Source organism: Drancourtella sp. An57 (assembly GCF_002161525.1).
Taxonomy (GTDB): Bacteria; Bacillota; Clostridia; order Lachnospirales; family Lachnospiraceae; genus Sellimonas; species Sellimonas catena.
In genome coordinates, this window is the sequence record NZ_NFHY01000007.1 from 114,193 (window position 1) to 134,549 (window position 20,357).

Here is a 20,357-nt window from a genome sequence, read left to right on the forward strand (position 1 = left end):
GGAGTGCGAAAACGGAAAAGAAGTTTGGAAAACAACTGTGATAAGAAGTCATGGCTGCGGAAAAAACGGATAAAAAGGAAAAATAGAAGTCTGGGGTGAAAGACTTAAAAAAATTTTTTACCGCAGATATGGCGAAGCTATGTCAAAAAACAGATAAGCTTCCCAGAGAGGAGAAGTTATGTGGTATGTCATACAGACCATGACAGGGAAAGAAGAAGAACTGACAGAAGTGCTGGATAAGATGCTGCCACAGACGATATGTGAAAAAAGCTTTTTGATCAAACGGGAGACATGCTGGAGATTGAAAGGCGAACACAAGATACAGAAAGAAATCCTGTTTCCGGGGTATGTGTTTGTCAAGACACAGATTCCGGAAACATTGTATTATCAATTAAAAAAAGTACCGAAGCTTTCCAAACTGCTAAGCGACGGGGAAGAAGAATTCCTGCCGGTCCGGGAGGATGAGCAGGAGTTTCTGGAAAGCCTGATCACGATCGAACAGGATGAGGAAAAAGAAGAGTACATCGTAAAACGGTCAGAAATAGAAACCGATGAAGAAGGAAATATCGTCTGGGCCGGAGCCCCTCTTTCACAGTATCTCGGAAATGTAGTCAGAAAGAGGATCCGGAAACGGTACGTTGTCATAGAAAAAGAACTGTTCGGGAAGAAACGGACGGTTCTTCTTAGTATCCGGCTAAAAGGGGAAGAATAAGGGGAAACGTAGAAAGCTACGAAGTTATTATATTATAGAAGAAAAAAGATCGAATAAAAGATAGAAAACAAAGCAGGGATTTCCAAACAAGGAGATCCTTATTTTTGTGTAAAAAAGTAAGGAGTGAGGGAAGGAAGATGAAGAATCTTCTGATTTTAGGAGCAGGCGGACATGGACATGTGGTTGCAGAAACAGCACGTTCCATGACCGATGCAGAAGGTAATCCATTATACGATAAAATCAGCTTTCTGGATGATCTAAAGCCAGAAGCGATTGGTAAATTAAACGAAATGCCATTATTAAAAAAAGAATATCAGGAAGTTTTTCCGGCAGTTGGAAACTATGAGCAAAGACTGGAAATGTATGCGAAAGCAAAACGCTTTGGCTTTACAGTTCCAGTTTTGATTCATCCAGAAGCATATGTAAGTCCGTCAGCAACGATTGGTGAGGGAACAGTGATTCTGCCAAAAGTCGTTGTACATACAGGAGCACACATCGGGAAAGCATGTATTCTTTCGATCGGAAGTCTGACGGATCATGACTGCGTGCTGGAAGACGGAGTCCATCTGGACTGTGGAGCAATTATAAAAGGAAGCAGAATTCCGGAGGGAGAGAGGATACCCTGCGGGATGGCGATAGAAAATCAAAAAGAAATGAGAAAGGGATAAACAAGGGGGAGATATCCTCTTTGGAAATGGGAGTGTAGTCATGAGGAAGAAAAACTATCTGAAGAAAAAGCAATATCTGGACATCTATTTATCTTTGATGGCGCTGGTGTTCCTGTCGCCATTCTTTCTTGCGCTGATGATCGCAATCAAACTGGATTCACCAGGGCCGGTCTTTTTTAAACAGAAGCGCGTTGGAATTCACAAAAAACATTTTTATATTTTGAAGTTCCGCACCATGCGGACAGATACACCGAAAGATATGCCGACCCATCTTTTAAAAGATCCGGATCAGTATATTACAAAAGTCGGAAAGTTCCTGAGAAAAACATCTCTGGATGAGCTGCCGCAGATTATCAACATTCTGAAAGGGGATATGGCGATTATCGGACCGAGACCGGCACTCTGGAATCAGTACGATCTGATCGAAGAACGTGATAAGTACGGAGCAAACGATATTCTTCCGGGACTGACCGGATGGGCACAAATCCACGGAAGAGACGAGCTGGAAATTCCGGAGAAAGCAAAGTTGGACGGCTATTATGTGGAGAACTTAAGCTTCGGTCTGGATGTGAAATGCTTCTTTGGTACAATTCTGTCTGTGCTGCGGTCAGACGGCGTGGTAGAAGGCGGAACCGGAGAGATGAAGAGGAGAGGTAAGAAATAGATGAAGCGAGTATTGATTACAGGAAAAGGCAGCTATATCGGAACTTCTTTCATCAACTGGGTGAAGGAAATGCATCCGGGAGAATTTGAAACAGAAGAACTGGATATGATCGATGGTACATGGAAGGAAAAGGATTTTTCCGGATATGATGCCGTTTTTCATGTAGCAGGACTGGCCCATGCGGATGTAGGGCATGTATCTGCAGAGACAAAGGCATTTTACTACAAGATCAACCGGGATCTGGCGATTGAAACGGCAAAGAAAGCAAAGACAGACGGAGTCAAACAGTTTGTCTTTATGAGCAGCATGATTATTTACGGAGAGAGCGCAGGAGTAGGAAAGCGGAAAGTAATTACCAGAGAAACAAAACCACATCCGGCAAACTTTTATGGGGACAGCAAATGGCAGGCAGATAAAGGCGTAAGAAAACTTCAGGATGAAGAGTTTCATGTAGCAGTAGTACGACCGCCGATGATCTATGGAAAAGGAAGTAAAGGAAATTATCCGGTACTGGCTAAGCTGGCAAAGAAGCTTCCTGTTTTTCCAGATGTAAAAAACGCCAGAAGTATGCTGCACATCGAAAATCTGTGCGAGTTTTTAAGTCTGTTGATGGAAAGTGGAGATGGAGGAATCTATTTCCCGCAGAACAGAGAATATGTACGGACAAGCCAAATGGTAAAACTGATTGGCAAAGTCAGTGGACATAAAGTACAGGTCACAAAACTTTTAAACCCGACAGTATGGATTGCAGGGAAAATACCGGGGAAAGTATCCGGATTGGCAAACAAAGCATTTGGAAATATGGTGTATGAGAAAAGTATGAGTGACTGCTTTGACAGGAAATATCAGATTTGGAATCTGAAAGAAACGATAAAAAGGACTGAGGGAGAATAAGGTGCAGAAGAAAAAACACATCTTAGTAGTAAGCCAATATTTTTATCCAGAGCAATTTAGAATTAATGATATTTGTCAAGAATGGGTAAAAAGAGGATATCAGGTTACTGTAGTAACAGGTATTCCTAATTATCCAGAAGGAAAATTTTATCCGGGATATGGTTTTTTTAAAAGAAGAACTGAGAAATGGAATGGAGTTCGTATTATCAGAATTCCGCTTATAGCAAGAGGGAAAACACCCATTGGAATGGTAGCAAATTATTTGTCATTTGTAATATCGTCGTTTCTGTGGGTGAGATTTACAAAAGTAAAAGCTGATTATGTATTTACATTTGAAGTATCTCCAATGACACAGGCCTTACTGGGAGTATGGTATTCAAAGAAACATAAAATACCTAATTATTTGTATGTACAAGACTTATGGCCTGAAAATGTGGAAATTGTAACAGGAATACATAGCCCGTTTATTTTAAAACCAATAGGGAAAATGGTAGATTACATTTATAGAAATTGTGATCAAATTTTTGCAACTTCCCCAAGTTTTGTGGAGGAGATTTGTAAACGAGGGGTAGAAGAGGTGAAAGTTCACTATTGGCCTCAATATGCAGAAGAATTTTATAAACCGTTAAAAAGAAAGCCAACAGTAGAAATACCGGATGAAGAGTGTTTTAAAATTATTTTTACTGGGAATATCGGTTATGCTCAAGGTTTGGAAATATTACCGAGAACCGCAGAAATGTTAAAGCATGACAATGAGAAAGTGAAATTCTACATTGTAGGAGATGGACGATATAAACCAGAATTGCTAAAGGAAATCAAACAAAGAAAAGTAGACGATATGTTTAAGATGATTGATAGGCAACCAGCAGAGAGGATCCCCGATTTGCTAGCAGCATGTGACGCGGCATTTATATCTTTTAAAGATGAACCGTTATTTTATAAAACAATACCGGCTAAATTGCAGTCATATATGGCATGTGGAATGCCGATCATTGCATCAGCCTCAGGAGAAACTGAGAGAATAATAAAAGAGAGTAAATGCGGAGTTTGCAGTCCGATTGGAAACTATAGCAATCTTAGTGATGAGATAAAAAAAATGGCAAAAAAGGATATAAAAAAATCGAGTACTGTAAGGAAAAATTCTGAAGAATATTATGAAAAAAATTTTAATAAAAAATTATTGATGGATAAAATAGAAAGCTATTTTGGTGAATAAGAAATTATGATGTTCTAAAGTAAGACAAAATTTCATAGCAATAAATAATTAGCATAATGTAGGAAAGATATAAGTTGTATAACAAAACTAATAATATTGGTGCTAGGAGTAAAAAAGAGAGTAAAATGAAAGTTTTAGAAATTAATAGTGTGTGTGGAATACGTAGTACAGGAAGAATATGCACAGATATAGCAGAAGTGTTAGAGAAAAATGGACATCAATGCAAAATTGCATATGGACGGGAAGAAGTTCCTAGAAAGTATCAAAGATATGCAATAAGAATAGGGAATAGCATGTCTGTTAAAGTGCATGCTTTAGAAAGTAGAGTATTAGACAATGCAGGATTAGGCTCAAAAAAATCTACGAGAAAGTTCTTGAAACAAATAGATGATTTTCAACCAGATATTATTCATTTGCACAATTTACATGGATATTATTTAAATATTGTAGAGTTGTTTGAATATTTAAAGGCCAATAGAATACCAGTGGTGTGGACATTGCATGATTGTTGGGGGTTTACAGGACACTGTGCATATTTTGATTATATAAAATGTGAAAAATGGAAAAAAGATGGATGTAATCATTGCAAACAGAAAAGTCGTTATCCCAAAAGTTATTTAATGGATAATTCGTATAAAAATTATACAATAAAGAAAAAAATTTTCTGTAATTTGGAAAAAATGCAACTGATTAGTCCATCGTATTGGCTGGCCGAATTAGTAAAAGAGTCCTTTTTGAAAGAATATCCAATACATGTTATTCCGAATGGGATAGATTTAGAAATATTTTCTCCTACAAAAAGTAATTTTAGAAAGAAATACGGATTGGAAAGAAAAAAAATACTACTAGGAGTTGCTAGTAATTGGGAGGGAAGAAAAGGGATTAAAGACTTTATTCATTTATCAAAGATTATAGACAATAACTATAAAATTGTATTAGTAGGAGTTTCCGATAGGGATAAAGAAAAGTTACCTATCAATATTTTAGGTATAAACAAAACGAATAATCCTAATGAATTAGCAGAAATTTATACAGCTGCCGACGTTTTTATCAATCCAACATATGAAGATAATTTTCCTACAACAAATTTAGAAGCACTAGCTTGTGGGACGCCGGTAATTACATATAATACAGGAGGAAGTGTGGAAAGTATAAACAAAAATAATGGATTAATTGTAGAAAAAGGTAATATTTCACAATTATATAGCGCGATCAAAACAATAGATAGTAGAAATTTTGATATAAAGCTCAGAAAAGAATGGGATAAGAACTATAGTTATCAAAAATATTTAAAAATATATGAGGAATTATTATAAGGAGAGTAAATGTTAGATGGAGATACTTTATGTTGGTTTGTTATTTGAAAAAGATAAACAGAATGATTTATTAAAAATAAGTCATGCAGGGGTTCCAAATGCTTGTAATATTCTTCAATGGAATTTTATAGATGCAATAGAAACTCAATTGCAAGAGGAAGTATCTATTATTAATTCTTTGCCATTAGGAAATTATCCGAAGTTAAGTTCTAAATTTTTAATTAAAACACATAAATGGAAACGGAAATCGGGACAGAAAAATAATATTGAGGTAGGATTTATTAATTTTTTCTTTGTAAAACATTTCTATAGAAAAATAGTTATTTGGAAATTTATAAAAAATTGGATAGAAATGAAAATACAGGATAAAAAAAAGATAAAAATTATTTTTTATGATATATATTTACCATTCCTTGAAATAGCGAAAAAACTAAAAAGGGAATATAAATCAAAAATAGAGATTTGTTTTATTATTGCTGATCTCAGAGGAGAATTTGCTTATGATAATGGATTAAAAGGAATTATGAAAAAGATAAATTCGTATAGAGATTCAAGAGCGTTAAAACTTGCATCCATTGCAGATAAGTATGTTTTGATAACAAAACAAATGGCTAAAGCAATCAATATTGAAAATAAGCCATATATTGTTTTAGAGGGGATTGCAAAGGAAGATGATAGAAAAATTTCTTATCTTTGTGAAACAGAGCAGAATAGGGTAATTATGTATGCCGGTGGATTAAGCGAACAATATGGAATTAAACAATTAATTCAAGCATTCGAAAAAATTGTTGATCCAAAATTTCAGTTATGGATTTGCGGAAGGGGAGAATTGGAGGACTATATTCGTAATTATGAAAGAAAGGATGAAAGAATTCACTATTACGGGTATGTAACTAAAGAAACAATATATGAACTTGAAAAAAAAGTAACTGTATATATCAATCCACGTCCTAATAATGGAATATATACCAAATATTCTTTTCCATCGAAAATAATGGAAAATATGTTAGCTGGAAGACCTGTAATCGCATATAAGCTAGATGGAATACCTGAAGAGTACGATTCTTTTTTACATTATATAAAAGATAATTCAGCAGATGCTATAAAAGAAGCAATATTAGAAGTATGTAATAAAAGTATAGGTGAGATAAATAAAGAAGGAGAAAGAAACAGGAGATTCATTATAGAAAATAAGAATTATAATGTACAAGCAAAAAAGATAATGGAGCTATTGAATTGTGATGACAAAGGGAATAAATAATTTTAAACGTATTACACCAATTTTATTGGTAATATTTGTGATTCTTTCAACAGACACTCTCATAACTGCACAAAATAGTAATTTTTATTATTTGAGAATAGCTCAAATAATAACAATAATTATTGTATTATATTGGATAATTAAAAGTGATTTTAGAAGAGTAGTTATTTCGAGAGAAAGTATATTAATTTTTATTACAACTATTATGCTTGTTTTATCTATGATAATAAATCGAGATTTTACAGGTGGATATTTTATATTAATCATAAATCTGCTCTTTGGATATTTTTTTTCAAAAAGAGTTTCATTTACTGAATTTGCACGTAGATATATAAAGATCATGCTATTCCTTTCTATTTTTTCGCTGCTATGTTTTTTGCTAACACCATTTTTATGTAATCTATCAATATTACCAACGATTACAAATCACAATGGATTAGAGTATAAAAATTTATTTTTTACTACAATTTATAGTAGCGGATTAATGAGGAATATGGGACCATTTTGGGAGCCAGGAGTATATCAAATATATTTAATTGTAGCATTACTATTTTCGGTGTATTTTGATGAGATTTTATGGCATAAAATTGTACTAGCCATGGCAATACTGACAACTTTTTCTACAACTGGATATATTTCGCTCATTTTGGTATTTTGTTTGTATACTTTAAAAAAGGACATTTCTAAAAAAAAGAAAAAGAAATATTTATTGATTTTGGTAGGAGCATTTGCAGGAATAATATTTTTGTTATCACCAATTGCACAAAGAGTTATTTTGGAAAAATTTCAAAATAATTCATATAGTATGTCTTTAGATAGTAGAACCATCTCTGTTTTCATAAATTTAATGGCATTTAAGAACAATCTGTTTTTTGGGGTAGGTCCTAAGAATATTGATAATTTTACTACCCTTTATTTGGATTCTATTGACTATAATGGATATTATGGATTTATTTGCAATACCAATACTCTTTTATTATATTTTGCAATGTTTGGACTAACTGTTGGAATATTCTTTCTTTATTGTATTTGGAGAGGTATCAAAGTAATGAGAGATAATGTTCTTTCAAAAGTAATTCTAATTCTTCTTATTATTATTGAAACTTCTTCAGAGCCACTTACCTATTCATTATTATGTTCTGTTTTATTTATATATGGTTTACGAGCAAAAAAAGTTAAAAATTAGGAGGGGATTATGAAAATTGTTCAAATAAATTTAGGGTTATACGGTAGTACTGGACAGATTATGCTAGCAATCAAAAAGAGATTGGAAGAGAATGGAGATAAATCCATATTAGTATATCCAGAGTTGCCGATAAATTTAAAGAAAAATTCGGATGATATTTTGATTAAGGGGACACTATCAAGAAAAGCTAATCACTTTTTGGAAAAAATAACAGGATATCAAGGTTGCTTTTCGATATTTAAAACAATGTGGACAGTGCACAAGATATATAAACAAAAGCCAGATATTATACATTTACATAATATTCATAAAATGAATCTTAATCTCTGGATATTTTTTCGTTTTATTAAGAGGAAAAATATAAAAGTAGTATGGACACTTCATGACTGTTGGGCTTTCACAGGTCAATGTCCACATTTCACTATGGTGAAGTGCAAAAAATGGAAAAAAGGATGCTACGAATGCCCTCAATACAGGAAGTATCCAGCTACATATTTCGACCGGACAAATAAGATGTGGAAGTTAAAGAAAAAATGGTTTAGCGAAATTGAAAAATTGACTATTGTAACTCCATCAATATGGTTAAAAAAATTAGTGCAGGAATCGTATTTAAAAAATTATCCTGTAAAAGTTATTTACAATGGAATTGATACGAAAATTTTTCGACCTATTAAAAGTTCATTTCGTCACAAATATAATATTAAAGAGAATGAGTATATAGTGCTAGGAGTAGCATTTGATTGGGGACCAAGAAAAGGATTGGATGTATTTGTTAAACTTTCTCAGATATTAGATGAGAAGTTTAAAATTGTATTAGTGGGAACTAATGAAAAAATAGATAAACTATTACCAAAATCTATTATTTCAATTCACAGAACACAAAGTCAAGAGGAATTAGCTAAAATTTATACAGCAGCGGATGTTTTTGTTAATCCTACAAGAGAAGAAGTTTTAGGAATGGTTAATATAGAGGCGCTTGCTTGTGGAACACCAGTAATCACATTTAATACAGGAGGTAGCCCGGAATGCATCGATTATAAATGCGGAATGGTTATCCATAACGAAGATATTGAAAAGTTGATTAATAGTATAATTGATATATGTGAAAAGCATATTTATTCAGAGACAGATTGTATTATGCGAGCATCGCTTTTTAATAAAGATGATAAATATGACGAATACATAAATTTATATCATAGCCTATAAAAAGAAAGAGGATATTATAAATGGAAATAAAGCATGTACTAAAAAATGGTGCTTGGATAATAATCTGTAAATGTGTGCAAATGATTTTAAGCTTGTTAGTAACAATGCTAACAGCGAGGTATTTAGGACCAGGAAATTACGGGATTTTGAACTATGCTATTTCCATAACATCGTTTGTTTCTCCAATTGCTTTGTTGGGTATCAATTCAGTGATGGTTCAAGAGATTATATCTCATAAGGATGAAGAAGGAAAAATAGTGGGAACCTCCCTGCTTATGAGTGTAATTTCTAGTTTACTATGTATTATTGGCGTTTTACTATTTGTATCTATTGCAAATAGAGGAGAAAGGGATACTTTTATTGTTTGTGGCTTATATAGCATAATGCTCATTTTCCAAAGTTTGGAAATGATTCAGTATTGGTATCAGGCAAAATTATTATCTAAGTATACATCGCTTACGATGATGTTTGCATATTTCGTAGTTTCTGGATATAAAATCCTTTTATTAATTAAAGGAGCAAGCATTTACTCGTTTGCACTGTCGTATGCATTAGATTATTTTATTACGTCTAGTGTTCTGATCTTTTTATATCAAAAGAAAGGGACACAAAAACTAAGATTTTCAAAAAAAATCGGGAAGCGAATTATTTCAAAAAGTAAATATTATATTATTTCAACACTTATGGTAACACTTTTTGCACAGCAAGATAAAGTAATGCTAAAAATTATGATTGGCAATGAAGCTACAGGAATTTATTCGGCTGCTGTGACATGTGCTACAATGAGTGGATTTATATTTGTCGCAATTATTGATTCTGTAAGGCCTTTAATTTATGAGAATAAATTAATTAATCAGAAAAAATATGAGACAAGTATTATCAATTTATATTCTATTATTATTTATCTTTCTATATTGCAAGGCATAGTATGTACAGTGTTTGCAAAGCAGATTATCACTATTATATATGGGAATGATTATGCTCAATCAATAGAAGTGTTGCAGATAATTATTTGGTATTCAGCTTTTTCATATATAGGGGGAATAAGAGATGTCTGGCTGCTTGCGGAAAATAAGCAAAGGTATCTTCTAATTATTAATTCCTGCGGGGCTCTGGGAAATTTAGTTTTGAATTATATACTAATTACAGTATTAGGAATTAATGGCGCAGCTTGGGCATCATTATTAACGCAGGCATTTACCAATGTTGGTATTACGTTTTTCTTAAAGCCAATAAGAAGGAACAACTATTTTGTTTTTACAGCGGTTAATCCAAAATATGCACTTCAAATGGCAAAAAGGCTTACAAATATTTTTTCAAAATAAATACTAGGAGGAATGAAAGGAAAATGACACAATTCAACAACAAAACACTTTTAATCACAGGCGGTACAGGCTCGTTTGGAAACGCAGTTCTGGACCGTTTTTTAATGACGGATATTAAAGAGATCCGCATTTTTTCAAGAGATGAATTAAAACAGGACAACATGAGACATTTCTATCAGAGGGAGTTCCCGGAATACAGCGATAAGCTGAAATTCTACATAGGCGATGTCCGGGATATCAATTCTGTGAGAAATGCGATGCATGGAGTAGACTACATTTTCCACGCGGCAGCATTAAAGCAGGTTCCGTCCTGTGAGTTCTTCCCGATCGAAGCAGTGAAGACGAATGTCCTTGGTACAGAGAATGTTCTGACCGCAGCGATCGAAGAAGGTGTGAAAAAGGTCATCTGTCTTTCTACCGATAAGGCAGCTTACCCGGTAAATGCGATGGGTACAAGTAAAGCAATGATGGAAAAAGTAATTGTAGCCAAATCCAGAACTGTTGATCCGGCTAAGACATCCATTTGCTGTACCAGATATGGAAACGTTATGTGTTCCAGAGGTTCGGTGATTCCGCTGTTTATCAGCCAGATCAAAGAAGGCAAGGACCTGACACTGACAGAGCCGACCATGACCAGATTTATCATGAGCCTGGAAGAAGCAGTAGAACTTGTTGTGTTTGCTTTCCAGAATGCGGAGAGTGGGGATATCATGGTGCAGAAAGCTCCGGCCTGCACGATCGAAGTGCTTGCAAAGGCAGTTCAGGAACTGTTCCATGCAAAGAATGAACTGAAAGTCATTGGTATCCGTCATGGTGAGAAGATGTATGAGACACTGCTGACCAATGAAGAGTGTGGACATGCCATCGACATGGGTAATTTCTACCGGGTTCCGGCAGACAAGCGTGATCTGAATTACGATAAATATTTTAAAGACGGAGATATTGAGAGAAATCCATTAACAGAATTTAATTCCAATAATACAGAACTTTTAGGAGTGGAAGCGGTCAAAGAAAAACTGCTTTCACTTTCTTATATTCAAAATGAATTAAAAGAATGGGAGAATCAGTAATGAAGATTTTAATTACCGGAGCAAAAGGGTTTGTAGGAAAAAATCTGGTTGCTTCTCTGAAAAACATTCGTGATGGAAAAGACCGGGTACATCCGATCAAAGGACTGGAACATCCGGAAGATCTGACTATCTATGAGTACGATATCGATTCTACATTGGAAGAACTGGATGCATACTGTAAAGATGCGGATTTCGTCTTTAACCTTGCAGGAGTCAACCGTCCGAAAAATCAGGAAGACTTCATGAAAGGAAATTTTGGATTTGCTTCCACACTTCTGGACACATTAAAGAAGTATGGAAATAAAGCGCCAGTCATGCTTTCCAGCAGTATTCAGGCAAGTCTCACCGGACGTTTTGCGGGAAGCGAGTATGGAAAGAGCAAACTGGCAGGGGAAGAACTGTTTCAGAAATACAGCGGGGAGACGGGCGCGAAAGTGCTGATTTACCGTTTCCCGAACCTGTTCGGAAAGTGGTGCCGTCCGAATTATAATTCGGCAGTGGCGACATTCAGCAACAACATTGCCAATGGTCTTCCGATTACTGTCAATGACAGAAGCACGGAACTGGAGCTTTTGTACATTGATGATCTGATTGAAGAAATGATTCTGGCACTGAATGGGGAAGAGCATCGGGATGAGCAGGGATTCTGCATCTGTCCGGTGACTTTCCATGTTACACTGGGAGAAATTGTGGATCTGTTATATCAGTTCAAGGAAAGCAGAAACGATCTGTCTGTTCCGGATATGAGCGATGGGTTTACAAAACGCCTGTATGCAAACTATCTTTCCTATCTGCCGACAGACGGTTTTTCTTATAAGTTAAAGATGAACAAGGATGACAGAGGAAGTTTTACAGAAATCCTGCGGACTGCAGACCGTGGACAGGTGTCTGTCAATATCAGTAAACCGGGGATTACGAAGGGGCAGCACTGGCATCATACAAAGAATGAAAAATTCGTAGTGGTATCGGGAAAAGGCTTGATTCAGCTCCGCAAGATCGGTGAAGATGAAAATGGAAATCCGTATCCGGTTGTCAATTATGAAGTAAACGGCGATGATATTACGGTAGTGGATATGATTCCAGGGTATACCCACAATATCATCAACCTGTCAGAAACAGAGAATCTGGTGACGGTTATGTGGGCAAATGAGCCGTTTGATCCGGAACACCCGGATACCTTTGGCGAGACGGTATAATAAAATCATTATCACTCGGAAAGAATAAAAAAGAACAGCATCTGGAATCTTTACAATCTGTTTTACGGGTGTTATACTTGGAAAAACAGAAAGGGGGATTATCATGAATTATGCTCGCATTTCAGACCAGCCTTTTGTTACATCAAAGGATTTAACTGTCAGAAAGCCATTGTCAAAAGAGGCAAAAGCGAGAAGAGAGTATTTTAAGACTCATAAAATCTCTTTTGGTGTTAATCCTTTGACTCAGAGGCCGGAAGCAATTATTACAAAGGAGTAGTATGGCATATAATCAGATCAATGTTGTTCTTTACGATGCCAGCTATCAGAAGCTGGCATCATCTTTCCATTCTGGTAATGAATATCTCGATCAATTCTTAAAAGATTCCATTTCATTAGATAATAATTTTGGAAAAACTTATGTACTTTTAACAGATGATAATAAAAAAATTGTTGGATACTATAATTTAGGTGTTGGCTATATCGAGCAGACTGAATATGGGATAAGGTGGAAGAGGGCTGTATTCCCATGTATTATGCGATTGATGTAGAATAGGAGAAAATATGAGAACAGATTATTCAGATATTCATTTTAAAGAAAATGGAAAATTAAAATTATTAATTATCGTTGGAACCCGCCCGGAGATTATCAGGCTTGGCGCGGTGATCAACAAGTGCAGGAGCTATTTTGACTGTATTCTGGCCCATACGGGACAGAACTATGATTACAACCTGAACGGCGTCTTTTTCCGTGATCTGAAACTGGATGACCCGGAAGTTTATATGGACGCAGTGGGGGATGATCTGGGAGCGACAGTTGGAAATATCATCAACTGCTCCTACAAGCTGATGAACCAGATCAAGCCGGATGCGCTTCTGATCCTTGGAGATACCAATTCCTGTCTGTCTGCGATTGCGGCGAAACGGCTGCATATCCCGATTTTCCATATGGAAGCAGGAAACCGCTGCAAGGACGAGTGTCTGCCGGAAGAGACAAACCGCCGGATCGTGGATATTATTTCCGATGTAAATCTGGCCTACAGTGAGCATGCAAGAAAATATCTGCATGAATGCGGGCTGCCAAAAGAGCGTGTTTATGTAACGGGAAGCCCGATGGCAGAGGTGCTGCATCAGAATCTGGAAGCAATTCAGAACTCGGACATTCTGGAACGGCTTGGACTGGAACCGGGGAAATATATGCTGCTTTCTGCCCACAGAGAGGAAAATATCGATACGGAGAAAAACTTCCGTTCATTATTTACAGCAATTAACAAACTGGCAGAAAAGTACGACATGCCGATTCTGTACTCCTGTCATCCGCGCTCCAGAAAGCGTCTGGAAGAATCAGGGTTTGAACTGGATCCGCGGGTAGTACAGCATGAGCCGCTTGGATTCCACGATTATAACCACCTTCAGATGAATGCATTTGCGGTTGTATCAGATTCCGGAACTCTGCCGGAGGAGAGTTCTTTCTTTACCTCCATTGGAAATCCGTTCCCGGCAGTCTGCATCCGTACATCTACAGAACGTCCGGAGGCTCTTGATAAGGCGTGCTTTATTCTGGCTGGTATTGATGAGAATTCTCTCCTTCAGGCTGTGGACACAGCAGTTGAAATGAACCAGAACGGGGATTATGGAATTCCGGTTCCGGATTACATTGAAGAAAATGTCAGCACCAAAGTTGTCAAGATCATCCAAAGCTATACCGGTGTTGTAAACAAAATGGTCTGGAGAAAGTTCTAAACTCCAGACCATCCAGCAGACTTTAGAAAATTTTCATTTCCCGGCATCTTGTCTCTGCCGATTCTTTATGTTACTTTATCATTATCCGAACGGCATTCTGCCTTTCGAGTTTCAACGGTGTTCGCCGAACGATTCAACTTATTTACAAACAGAATACGGCAGAGACATTTGTCAGGGGAGAGTATGCAGGAAACTATTTTGGAATATTCATATTAGTTGCATCACCTGAATAAATGGAATCCTTATGGAGAAAATAAAACTCAAAATAAAATATTTTAAACACATGATTTGCATAAAAAATGCAAATTCGTTGACAAAAACAAAGAAAAAGGGGTATCATAAGGATATAAAGGAGGTGGCGCAATGTTATTAGAATTCAGATGTTCAAACTTTAAGTCTATTAAAAAAGAGATCAGATTTTCTATGATCGCGGGAAAAGACGACACATCAGAAGAGCTTTTGAAAGTTTATAACAATTTTCGGGTTTTACGATCGGCTGTCATATATGGAGCAAATGGATCTGGCAAAAGTAATTTTATCAACGCCCTGCTGTTTATGTGCAATCTGGTTCAGACCAGTATCTCATATCAGCCGGGCCAGAAGATCCCTCAGGCCACACACAAATTATCTGAAAAAGAGAAGCCAAGTACGTTTGACATTCAGTTTATACGTAAAAATGTCAGGTATGCGTATGGTTTCAGCATAGAGGGAGGAGCCATTACTGAAGAATATTTGTATTATTTTCCAAATGGCAGACAGGTAAAAATATTTGAGCGGGACAGAATGAACATTCAGCCGGGAAACCGCTATAAATCATCCTTTGATGTCAGTATTAAAGATGTGTTAAAAGAAAACCGTTTATTTCTTTCGTGTGCTGCCAATTATAGTAATGTGAGAGAACTGGAAGAAGCATTTCTCTTTTTTACTACAGACATTGTGATTTACAATCCTTCCATGAATAATTGGACGGAATATTCGATTCGTCTTATGCAGGATAATCCTTCTATCAAAGAAGAATTTTTGCAGATGCTGAACGCTTTGGATACCGGAATCCAGGATGTGAAGTTAAAGGTAGAAAAGGTAAAATTTACTGACTTAAAGAGGGATTTACAACTTCCTGATAATTTGATGGGCCTGATTCCAGAACAGGAGGGCAACCGTATAGAAGCGAAAGTCATATATGATAAATTCGAGATAGATTTATTAAATGAGGAATCATCCGGAATCAAGCGGCTTTTTGAAATTATTTGCCCGATGATTGACATATTGAATACAGGTAAAGTATTGATTTGCGATGAGCTGGAAGCGAGTCTGCATGAGGCTGTTATCTATAAAATTGTGCAGCTGTTTCAGAATTATAAAAAAGATATATTTGCTCAGTTGATTTTTTCAACTCATGATACGAGTCTGTTGAACAGGGAACTGTTTCGCAGAGATCAGGTCTGGTTTACACAATTGAACAAAGATCGGGCGACAGATTTATATTCCCTCGTAGAGATCAAGGATGTACGGAAATCAGAAAATCTTGCCAAGGGTTATGTGTCTGGTAAATATGGAGCAATTCCTATGCTGAATCACGTATTTTTCCAAAAAGCAGGGAAAGATGGTGAGGAATAGGACAAATATTTATGAGATAGAAATGGCCATGCGCCGGGCAGGAAAGGTGGGAGTGCATGACTAAGAAGATCATTCTGCTTCTGGTGGAAGTTTATTATGGAAAACGGGAATTCACTCAAACGGTATTCCAATATGGCAGTATTCTTTGAAAATCTGGGAGTAATACCGGAAAAACTTCTTTGATTTGTAAAGAACCTTGTAATAAAATTGCAAAGATTCTGGAAAAAGTCGTAAAGAAATTTTCGGCAAAATAAGACTTTTTACTGGAAATCTGATATAATAGATATACTTAAGGCTGGGGTGCCAGATGATGACCCTAGCCTTTTGCCGCCGAAGAAGGCGGGAGAGGATAAGAGTAAAATATGGAGAAAGGGAAGATAAGAGAATAGGATATCTCTTACAGAGAAATGCAATGAAGAGCTTATTGATTTTAGGTGCCGGTGGATTTGGGCACATGATTCAGGAGACAGCATGGCTTTTAGGCTATGAGGATGTTGTATTTTTGGACGACGCTCTGAAAGATAAGGACGTGATCGGAAAATGCTGTGATTACAAGAGTTTTCTTGAAAAATATGACACGGCAGTAGCTGCACTTGGAGACAATAATATGCGGCTTTTCTGGACGGAAAAGCTGATGGAAGCAGGATACAAGGTGCCGGCGATCATTCATCCGACAGCCTTTGTAAGCCAGAGCGCTGTTATTGGAAATGGTACATTTGTCATGCAGAAGGCAGTGATTAATACGCATACGGTGATCGAACACGGAGTTCTGATCAACAGTGGTGCGGTAGTCGATCATGATTCCCATGTGGCAAAGGGTGCTCATATCAGCCTGAACAGTGTGGTAAAGGCAAACTGTAATATCGGAATCAAACAGAAGGTAGAGGCTGGAGATGTGATCTTCTCTACCCACCGGAAGATTGACGGTGTGGACAATCGTGATCTGGAGGATGCGATCTATGCGTTTGGTTTTGGACCGAGATGCAGCTATGTGAAGCCGTTTGGCGCAGGCCATATCAACGAGACATATGCGGTTTATACACCGGGTGAAAATGGGGATGAGCTTTCCTATGTTCTTCAGAGAGTCAACAGCAATGTATTCAAGGATCCGGCCGGTGTCATGGAAAATATCTTTGGCGTAACCGAATACCTGAGAAATGTGATCCGCGAGGAGGGCGGAGATCCGGACAGGGAGACTCTTGCCTATATCAAGACGAAGAGCGGAGCCAACTATTTTGAGGACAGTGAAGGGGAGCCGTGGAGATGCTACAACTTTATTCCGGATTCTGAGTGCTACCAGCTGGTGGAGAAGCCGGAGCAGTTCTATCAGTCCGGCAGCAGTTTTGGCCATTTCCTGAAACAGCTTGGCGATTATCCGGCATCCAGACTGCATGAGACGATTCCGGACTTCCACAATACGGTTAAGAGATTTGAAGCGTTTGAGGTTGCCCTGAAACGGGATCTGAAAAACCGGAAAGGCAGCTGCCGTCCGGAGATTGATTTCGTCCTGAAACGCAAGGATGACTGTGCAGTGCTTGTGAAACAGCAGGATGACGGAACGCTTCCGCTTCGTGTGACTCACAATGATACGAAGTTAAATAATATTCTTTTTGATTCCAGGACTGGAAAAGGGCTGTGCATTATCGATCTGGATACGATCATGCCGGGCCTTGCAGCGAATGATTTTGGTGATTCCATTCGGTTCGGCGCGGCGACAGCGGCAGAGGATGAGAAAAACCTGGATCTGGTCCATTTTGATATTTCTCTGTACGAGCTTTATGTAAAAGGATATCTGGAGGAGACAAAGGATGTGCTTACAAAGGAAGAGATCGAAAGCCTTCCGTGGGGGGCCAGACTGATGACACTGGAGTGCGGTATCCGTTTCCTGACAGACTACCTTCAAGGAGATACCTACTTTAAGACAGAGTATCCGGAGCACAATCTGGTGCGTGCGCGGACACAGTTCCGTCTGGTGGACGAGATGGAGCAGTGCTTTGATAAAATGCAGGAGATCGTTCGGAAATACGCATAAACAATAGCATACAGAAAAGAAAAAGGATCTTTTCTGGACAGCCTTTAAATGAGGCGTGCCGGAAGAGATCCTTTTTTGTTTTAGGATAATTTTTCGGTACGAAGAAAGAAGAAAAATCCGATCAGGAACATGACGGCGAGAGAACCGACGCCAAGATTCATGTTTCCTGTGAGCTGGCTCATTGCGGAGACCAGAGTGGTTCCGAGGAAGGATGCACCCTTTCCGCAGATATCGTAGATGCCAAAGTATTCTCCGGAGCGTTCAGCCGGAATGATCCGGGCAAAATAGGACCGGGAGAGGGACTGGATCGCGCCCTGGAAGATTCCGACACAGACAGCCAGAATCCAGAACTGATACTGTTCTTTTAAAGTGATGCCGTAAAGGGCGATCAGAAAATATGCTGCGATACAGATATTGATCAGGCTTGCGTTTTTGTATTTTCCACTCAAGCGCCCGAAAATCAGTGCGGCCGGGAAGGCAACGATCTGCGTTACCAGAAGTGCCAGAAGCAGTCCGGTCGTATCCAGACCCAGAGCTGTTCCGTAGGCGGTTGCCATGTCAATGATGGTGTACACGCCGTCGATGTAGAAGAAAAAGGCAATCAGGAAGAAGAGAATCTTCTTGTTTTTCTTCAATTCTCCAAACACATGGCCGAGCCGGCGAAGTCCGGAGGAGACCGCGTGATCGTGATTTTCGATACAGTGAAGCTGTTTATAGCTTCGAAGAAGCGGTACCGCAAAGCAGACCCACCAGACAGCGATGAGCAGAAATGCAATGCTCATGGCCAGGTTCATCGAGATTCCCAGTGTTTCGTAAAAGAGAACCAGAGCCAGGCTGATTAAAAATGGAACACAGCTTCCGATATATCCCCAGGCGTAGCCGCGGGAGGAGACTTCGTCCATCCGCTCTTCGGTAGTGACGTCGGTGAGCATGGAATCATAAAAGATCAGGCTCAGAGAGTACGCTGCCTTTGCAAGTACAAAAATCAGCAGAAACCAGATCCAGGAGCTTAAGAACCCAAGCACCACGCAGCCGCAGGCCCCTATCAGAAGAGAGAAGAGAAAAAGCCGCTTTTTCCATCCTCTGAAATCCGAGACTGTTCCGAGAACCGGTCCGAGGATGGCGGTGATAATCGTTGCAGCCGAAGTGGCATATCCCCAGAAAGCGAGGTAATCGACTTCCGAGACGTTGGCGCTCGATGCAAGGTAGTTAAAATAAATCGGCATAATGGTGGAAACCAGGAGAGTAAAAGCTGAGTTTCCTACGTCGTAAAAAATCCATTTCTTTTCCAGTGATGTTGTCTTCCATTTCATTGTGAAAGTTCCTCCGTGTCAGGTTTGTAACGGCGCTCTTCTTTTAAGGATAAGACCGGGATATGTTCCCAGCCTGGTTTTGGTCCGAAAGTATGGCGGAAATAAGGCGAGAGCGGTTCTCCGTGATTGAAAAATGCAACATAATTTTTCGTAAGTGAGAGGCCAAGCGGCACGCATGCCTCCATCAGTTTGTGAAGCCTGAGGTTGCTGTCCGCGCAGTGCGGATTGGCTTTTTCCTTCATCAGCAGTCCGCCGAGGCTTTTGTAGGTAAAGGTGGCGTGCATAAAGAATGTTACGAGACTGCGTGTGAGCCGGTCAGAGGTTGTAAACAGGTCATTGTACCAGATCATGGAAGAAATGGAGGACTCTACCTGCCGGACGCTCAGTGTCGGGAAAAACGCCTGGATTGCTTTTGCTCCTGCCGTTGAAGCGTGGAGGTGTGAAGTCACCTTTGCGTGAAGCGGGCGTTTATTCTGTTTCAACAGAAGATAGCGGTCAAACTCGGTTTCAATATCGGAGTGGGTAACCGGATCCTCCGTGAGTTTTTTCTCAATATAGCTGTGGCAGACGCTGTCCAGTGTGAAGTGACAGAGAAAGCCAAGAATGTAGGCTAACCGGGCATGTTTCTCGGATATGGAGGCTGCGGATAAAATCACATCTCTGGAGCGCCGGAAGAATGGTGCAGCGCTTACATCGTGCATGTGGTAGCCGGTCCGGTTGACACGGTTTTTGAGAAGTGCATGGTAATAAAAGAACAGATCCGGGCCGTGCAGTCCGATTTCAAACAGATCCTCATGGAGGGAAATCAGCTTGCGGATATCGGCCGGAAATGCTTTTTTCATCATTTCTCCGAAGGTGTAGTGTGCATAGATGGATGGCATAATATCATCTCCTGTTCATGGTAGTAACAGATACGGCTCCGGCACCTGAAGGCACCGGAG

General features: G+C 38.5%; 19 protein-coding genes. 17 read left to right on the forward strand and 2 right to left on the reverse strand.

What is annotated here, in order from left to right:
• The first annotated feature begins 178 nt into the window (after window positions 1-178).
• The 17 genes from B5G11_RS07385 (at window position 179) to B5G11_RS07460 (ending at window position 18,103) form a co-directional block, all read left to right on the forward strand.
• Window positions 179-712 (forward strand): transcription termination/antitermination NusG family protein, encoded by a 534-nt coding sequence (locus tag B5G11_RS07385; protein WP_087252703.1) that lies wholly within the window; start codon window positions 179-181, stop codon window positions 710-712.
• Window positions 713-816: 104 nt separating this feature from the next.
• Window positions 817-1,380 carry a hypothetical protein gene (locus B5G11_RS07390; protein WP_087252704.1) on the forward strand — a complete coding sequence of 188 codons (564 nt, stop codon included), beginning with the start codon at window positions 817-819 and terminating at the stop codon, window positions 1,378-1,380.
• A gap of 40 nt (window positions 1,381-1,420) precedes the next feature.
• Window positions 1,421-2,044 (forward strand): sugar transferase, encoded by a 624-nt coding sequence (locus B5G11_RS07395; protein ID WP_087252705.1) that lies wholly within the window; start codon window positions 1,421-1,423, stop codon window positions 2,042-2,044.
• Entirely contained in the window at window positions 2,045-2,938 is an 894-nt protein-coding gene (locus B5G11_RS07400) for an NAD-dependent epimerase/dehydratase family protein (RefSeq protein ID WP_087252706.1), read from the forward strand.
• A gap of 1 nt (window position 2,939) precedes the next feature.
• Window positions 2,940-4,154 carry a glycosyltransferase family 4 protein gene (locus B5G11_RS07405; RefSeq protein ID WP_087252707.1) on the forward strand — a complete coding sequence of 405 codons (1,215 nt, stop codon included), beginning with the start codon at window positions 2,940-2,942 and terminating at the stop codon, window positions 4,152-4,154.
• 125 nt (window positions 4,155-4,279) lie between these two features.
• Window positions 4,280-5,470: a glycosyltransferase gene (locus B5G11_RS07410; protein WP_087252755.1), complete on the forward strand. Its 1,191-nt coding sequence runs from the start codon at window positions 4,280-4,282 to the stop codon at window positions 5,468-5,470.
• A gap of 16 nt (window positions 5,471-5,486) precedes the next feature.
• A complete protein-coding gene (locus B5G11_RS07415; protein WP_087252708.1) occupies window positions 5,487-6,731 on the forward strand; it encodes a glycosyltransferase in 1,245 nt (414 codons plus the stop codon).
• Window positions 6,712-7,917 carry a hypothetical protein gene (locus B5G11_RS07420; RefSeq protein ID WP_087252709.1) on the forward strand — a complete coding sequence of 402 codons (1,206 nt, stop codon included), beginning with the start codon at window positions 6,712-6,714 and terminating at the stop codon, window positions 7,915-7,917. Before B5G11_RS07415 ends, B5G11_RS07420 begins: the two co-directional genes overlap by 20 nt.
• Window positions 7,918-7,926: 9 nt before the next feature.
• Complete coding sequence (locus tag B5G11_RS07425; protein WP_087252710.1) at window positions 7,927-9,123, forward strand: glycosyltransferase; 1,197 nt, start codon at window positions 7,927-7,929, stop codon at window positions 9,121-9,123.
• Window positions 9,124-9,143: 20 nt separating this feature from the next.
• The gene (locus B5G11_RS07430) at window positions 9,144-10,448 is read left to right on the forward strand and encodes a flippase (RefSeq protein WP_087252711.1); all 1,305 of its coding nucleotides are present in this window, start codon (window positions 9,144-9,146) and stop codon (window positions 10,446-10,448) included.
• Between the two features lie 23 nt (window positions 10,449-10,471).
• Entirely contained in the window at window positions 10,472-11,518 is a 1,047-nt protein-coding gene (locus tag B5G11_RS07435) for a polysaccharide biosynthesis protein (RefSeq protein WP_087252712.1), read from the forward strand.
• Window positions 11,518-12,714: a capsular polysaccharide biosynthesis protein CapF gene (locus B5G11_RS07440; protein ID WP_087252713.1), complete on the forward strand. Its 1,197-nt coding sequence runs from the start codon at window positions 11,518-11,520 to the stop codon at window positions 12,712-12,714. Before B5G11_RS07435 ends, B5G11_RS07440 begins: the two co-directional genes overlap by 1 nt.
• 103 nt (window positions 12,715-12,817) lie before the next feature.
• The gene (locus B5G11_RS16305) at window positions 12,818-12,991 is read left to right on the forward strand and encodes a hypothetical protein (RefSeq protein WP_158099232.1); all 174 of its coding nucleotides are present in this window, start codon (window positions 12,818-12,820) and stop codon (window positions 12,989-12,991) included.
• A gap of 1 nt (window position 12,992) precedes the next feature.
• Window positions 12,993-13,262, forward strand: a complete 270-nt coding sequence (locus B5G11_RS07445) for a hypothetical protein (protein ID WP_087252714.1) — start codon at window positions 12,993-12,995, stop codon at window positions 13,260-13,262.
• Between the two features lie 13 nt (window positions 13,263-13,275).
• Window positions 13,276-14,454 (forward strand): UDP-N-acetylglucosamine 2-epimerase (non-hydrolyzing), encoded by a 1,179-nt coding sequence (gene wecB / locus B5G11_RS07450; protein ID WP_087252715.1) that lies wholly within the window; start codon window positions 13,276-13,278, stop codon window positions 14,452-14,454.
• A gap of 459 nt (window positions 14,455-14,913) precedes the next feature.
• On the forward strand, window positions 14,914-16,071 hold the full coding sequence (locus B5G11_RS07455) for an ATP-binding protein (protein WP_242958971.1): 1,158 nt from the start codon (window positions 14,914-14,916) through the stop codon (window positions 16,069-16,071).
• A gap of 412 nt (window positions 16,072-16,483) precedes the next feature.
• Window positions 16,484-18,103: a phosphotransferase gene (locus tag B5G11_RS07460; protein ID WP_087252717.1), complete on the forward strand. Its 1,620-nt coding sequence runs from the start codon at window positions 16,484-16,486 to the stop codon at window positions 18,101-18,103.
• A gap of 80 nt (window positions 18,104-18,183) precedes the next feature.
• On the opposite strand, the gene B5G11_RS07465 is transcribed toward B5G11_RS07460, so the two are convergent.
• Both B5G11_RS07465 and B5G11_RS07470 read right to left on the reverse strand, forming a co-directional pair.
• A complete protein-coding gene (locus B5G11_RS07465; protein WP_087252718.1) occupies window positions 18,184-19,416 on the reverse strand; it encodes an MFS transporter in 1,233 nt (410 codons plus the stop codon).
• Window positions 19,413-20,297 (reverse strand): zinc dependent phospholipase C family protein, encoded by an 885-nt coding sequence (locus tag B5G11_RS07470; protein WP_087168506.1) that lies wholly within the window; start codon window positions 20,295-20,297, stop codon window positions 19,413-19,415. Before B5G11_RS07470 ends, B5G11_RS07465 begins: the two co-directional genes overlap by 4 nt.
• Between the last annotated feature and the right edge of the window lie 60 nt (window positions 20,298-20,357).

Coding starts and splice junctions, on each gene's coding strand:
- B5G11_RS16305 (WP_158099232.1), top strand. CDS start 12,818: ATGAATTATGCTCGCATTTCAGACCAGCCTTTTGTTACATCAAAGGAT.
- B5G11_RS07400 (WP_087252706.1), top strand. CDS start 2,045: ATGAAGCGAGTATTGATTACAGGAAAAGGCAGCTATATCGGAACTTCT.
- B5G11_RS07435 (WP_087252712.1), top strand. CDS start 10,472: ATGACACAATTCAACAACAAAACACTTTTAATCACAGGCGGTACAGGC.
- B5G11_RS07460 (WP_087252717.1), top strand. CDS start 16,484: ATGAAGAGCTTATTGATTTTAGGTGCCGGTGGATTTGGGCACATGATT.
- B5G11_RS07470 (WP_087168506.1), bottom strand. CDS start 20,297: ATGCCATCCATCTATGCACACTACACCTTCGGAGAAATGATGAAAAAA.
- wecB (WP_087252715.1), top strand. CDS start 13,276: ATGAGAACAGATTATTCAGATATTCATTTTAAAGAAAATGGAAAATTA.
- B5G11_RS07465 (WP_087252718.1), bottom strand. CDS start 19,416: ATGAAATGGAAGACAACATCACTGGAAAAGAAATGGATTTTTTACGAC.
- B5G11_RS07440 (WP_087252713.1), top strand. CDS start 11,518: ATGAAGATTTTAATTACCGGAGCAAAAGGGTTTGTAGGAAAAAATCTG.
- B5G11_RS07430 (WP_087252711.1), top strand. CDS start 9,144: ATGGAAATAAAGCATGTACTAAAAAATGGTGCTTGGATAATAATCTGT.
- B5G11_RS07385 (WP_087252703.1), top strand. CDS start 179: ATGTGGTATGTCATACAGACCATGACAGGGAAAGAAGAAGAACTGACA.
- B5G11_RS07425 (WP_087252710.1), top strand. CDS start 7,927: ATGAAAATTGTTCAAATAAATTTAGGGTTATACGGTAGTACTGGACAG.
- B5G11_RS07445 (WP_087252714.1), top strand. CDS start 12,993: ATGGCATATAATCAGATCAATGTTGTTCTTTACGATGCCAGCTATCAG.
- B5G11_RS07415 (WP_087252708.1), top strand. CDS start 5,487: ATGGAGATACTTTATGTTGGTTTGTTATTTGAAAAAGATAAACAGAAT.
- B5G11_RS07420 (WP_087252709.1), top strand. CDS start 6,712: ATGACAAAGGGAATAAATAATTTTAAACGTATTACACCAATTTTATTG.
- B5G11_RS07410 (WP_087252755.1), top strand. CDS start 4,280: ATGAAAGTTTTAGAAATTAATAGTGTGTGTGGAATACGTAGTACAGGA.
- B5G11_RS07395 (WP_087252705.1), top strand. CDS start 1,421: ATGAGGAAGAAAAACTATCTGAAGAAAAAGCAATATCTGGACATCTAT.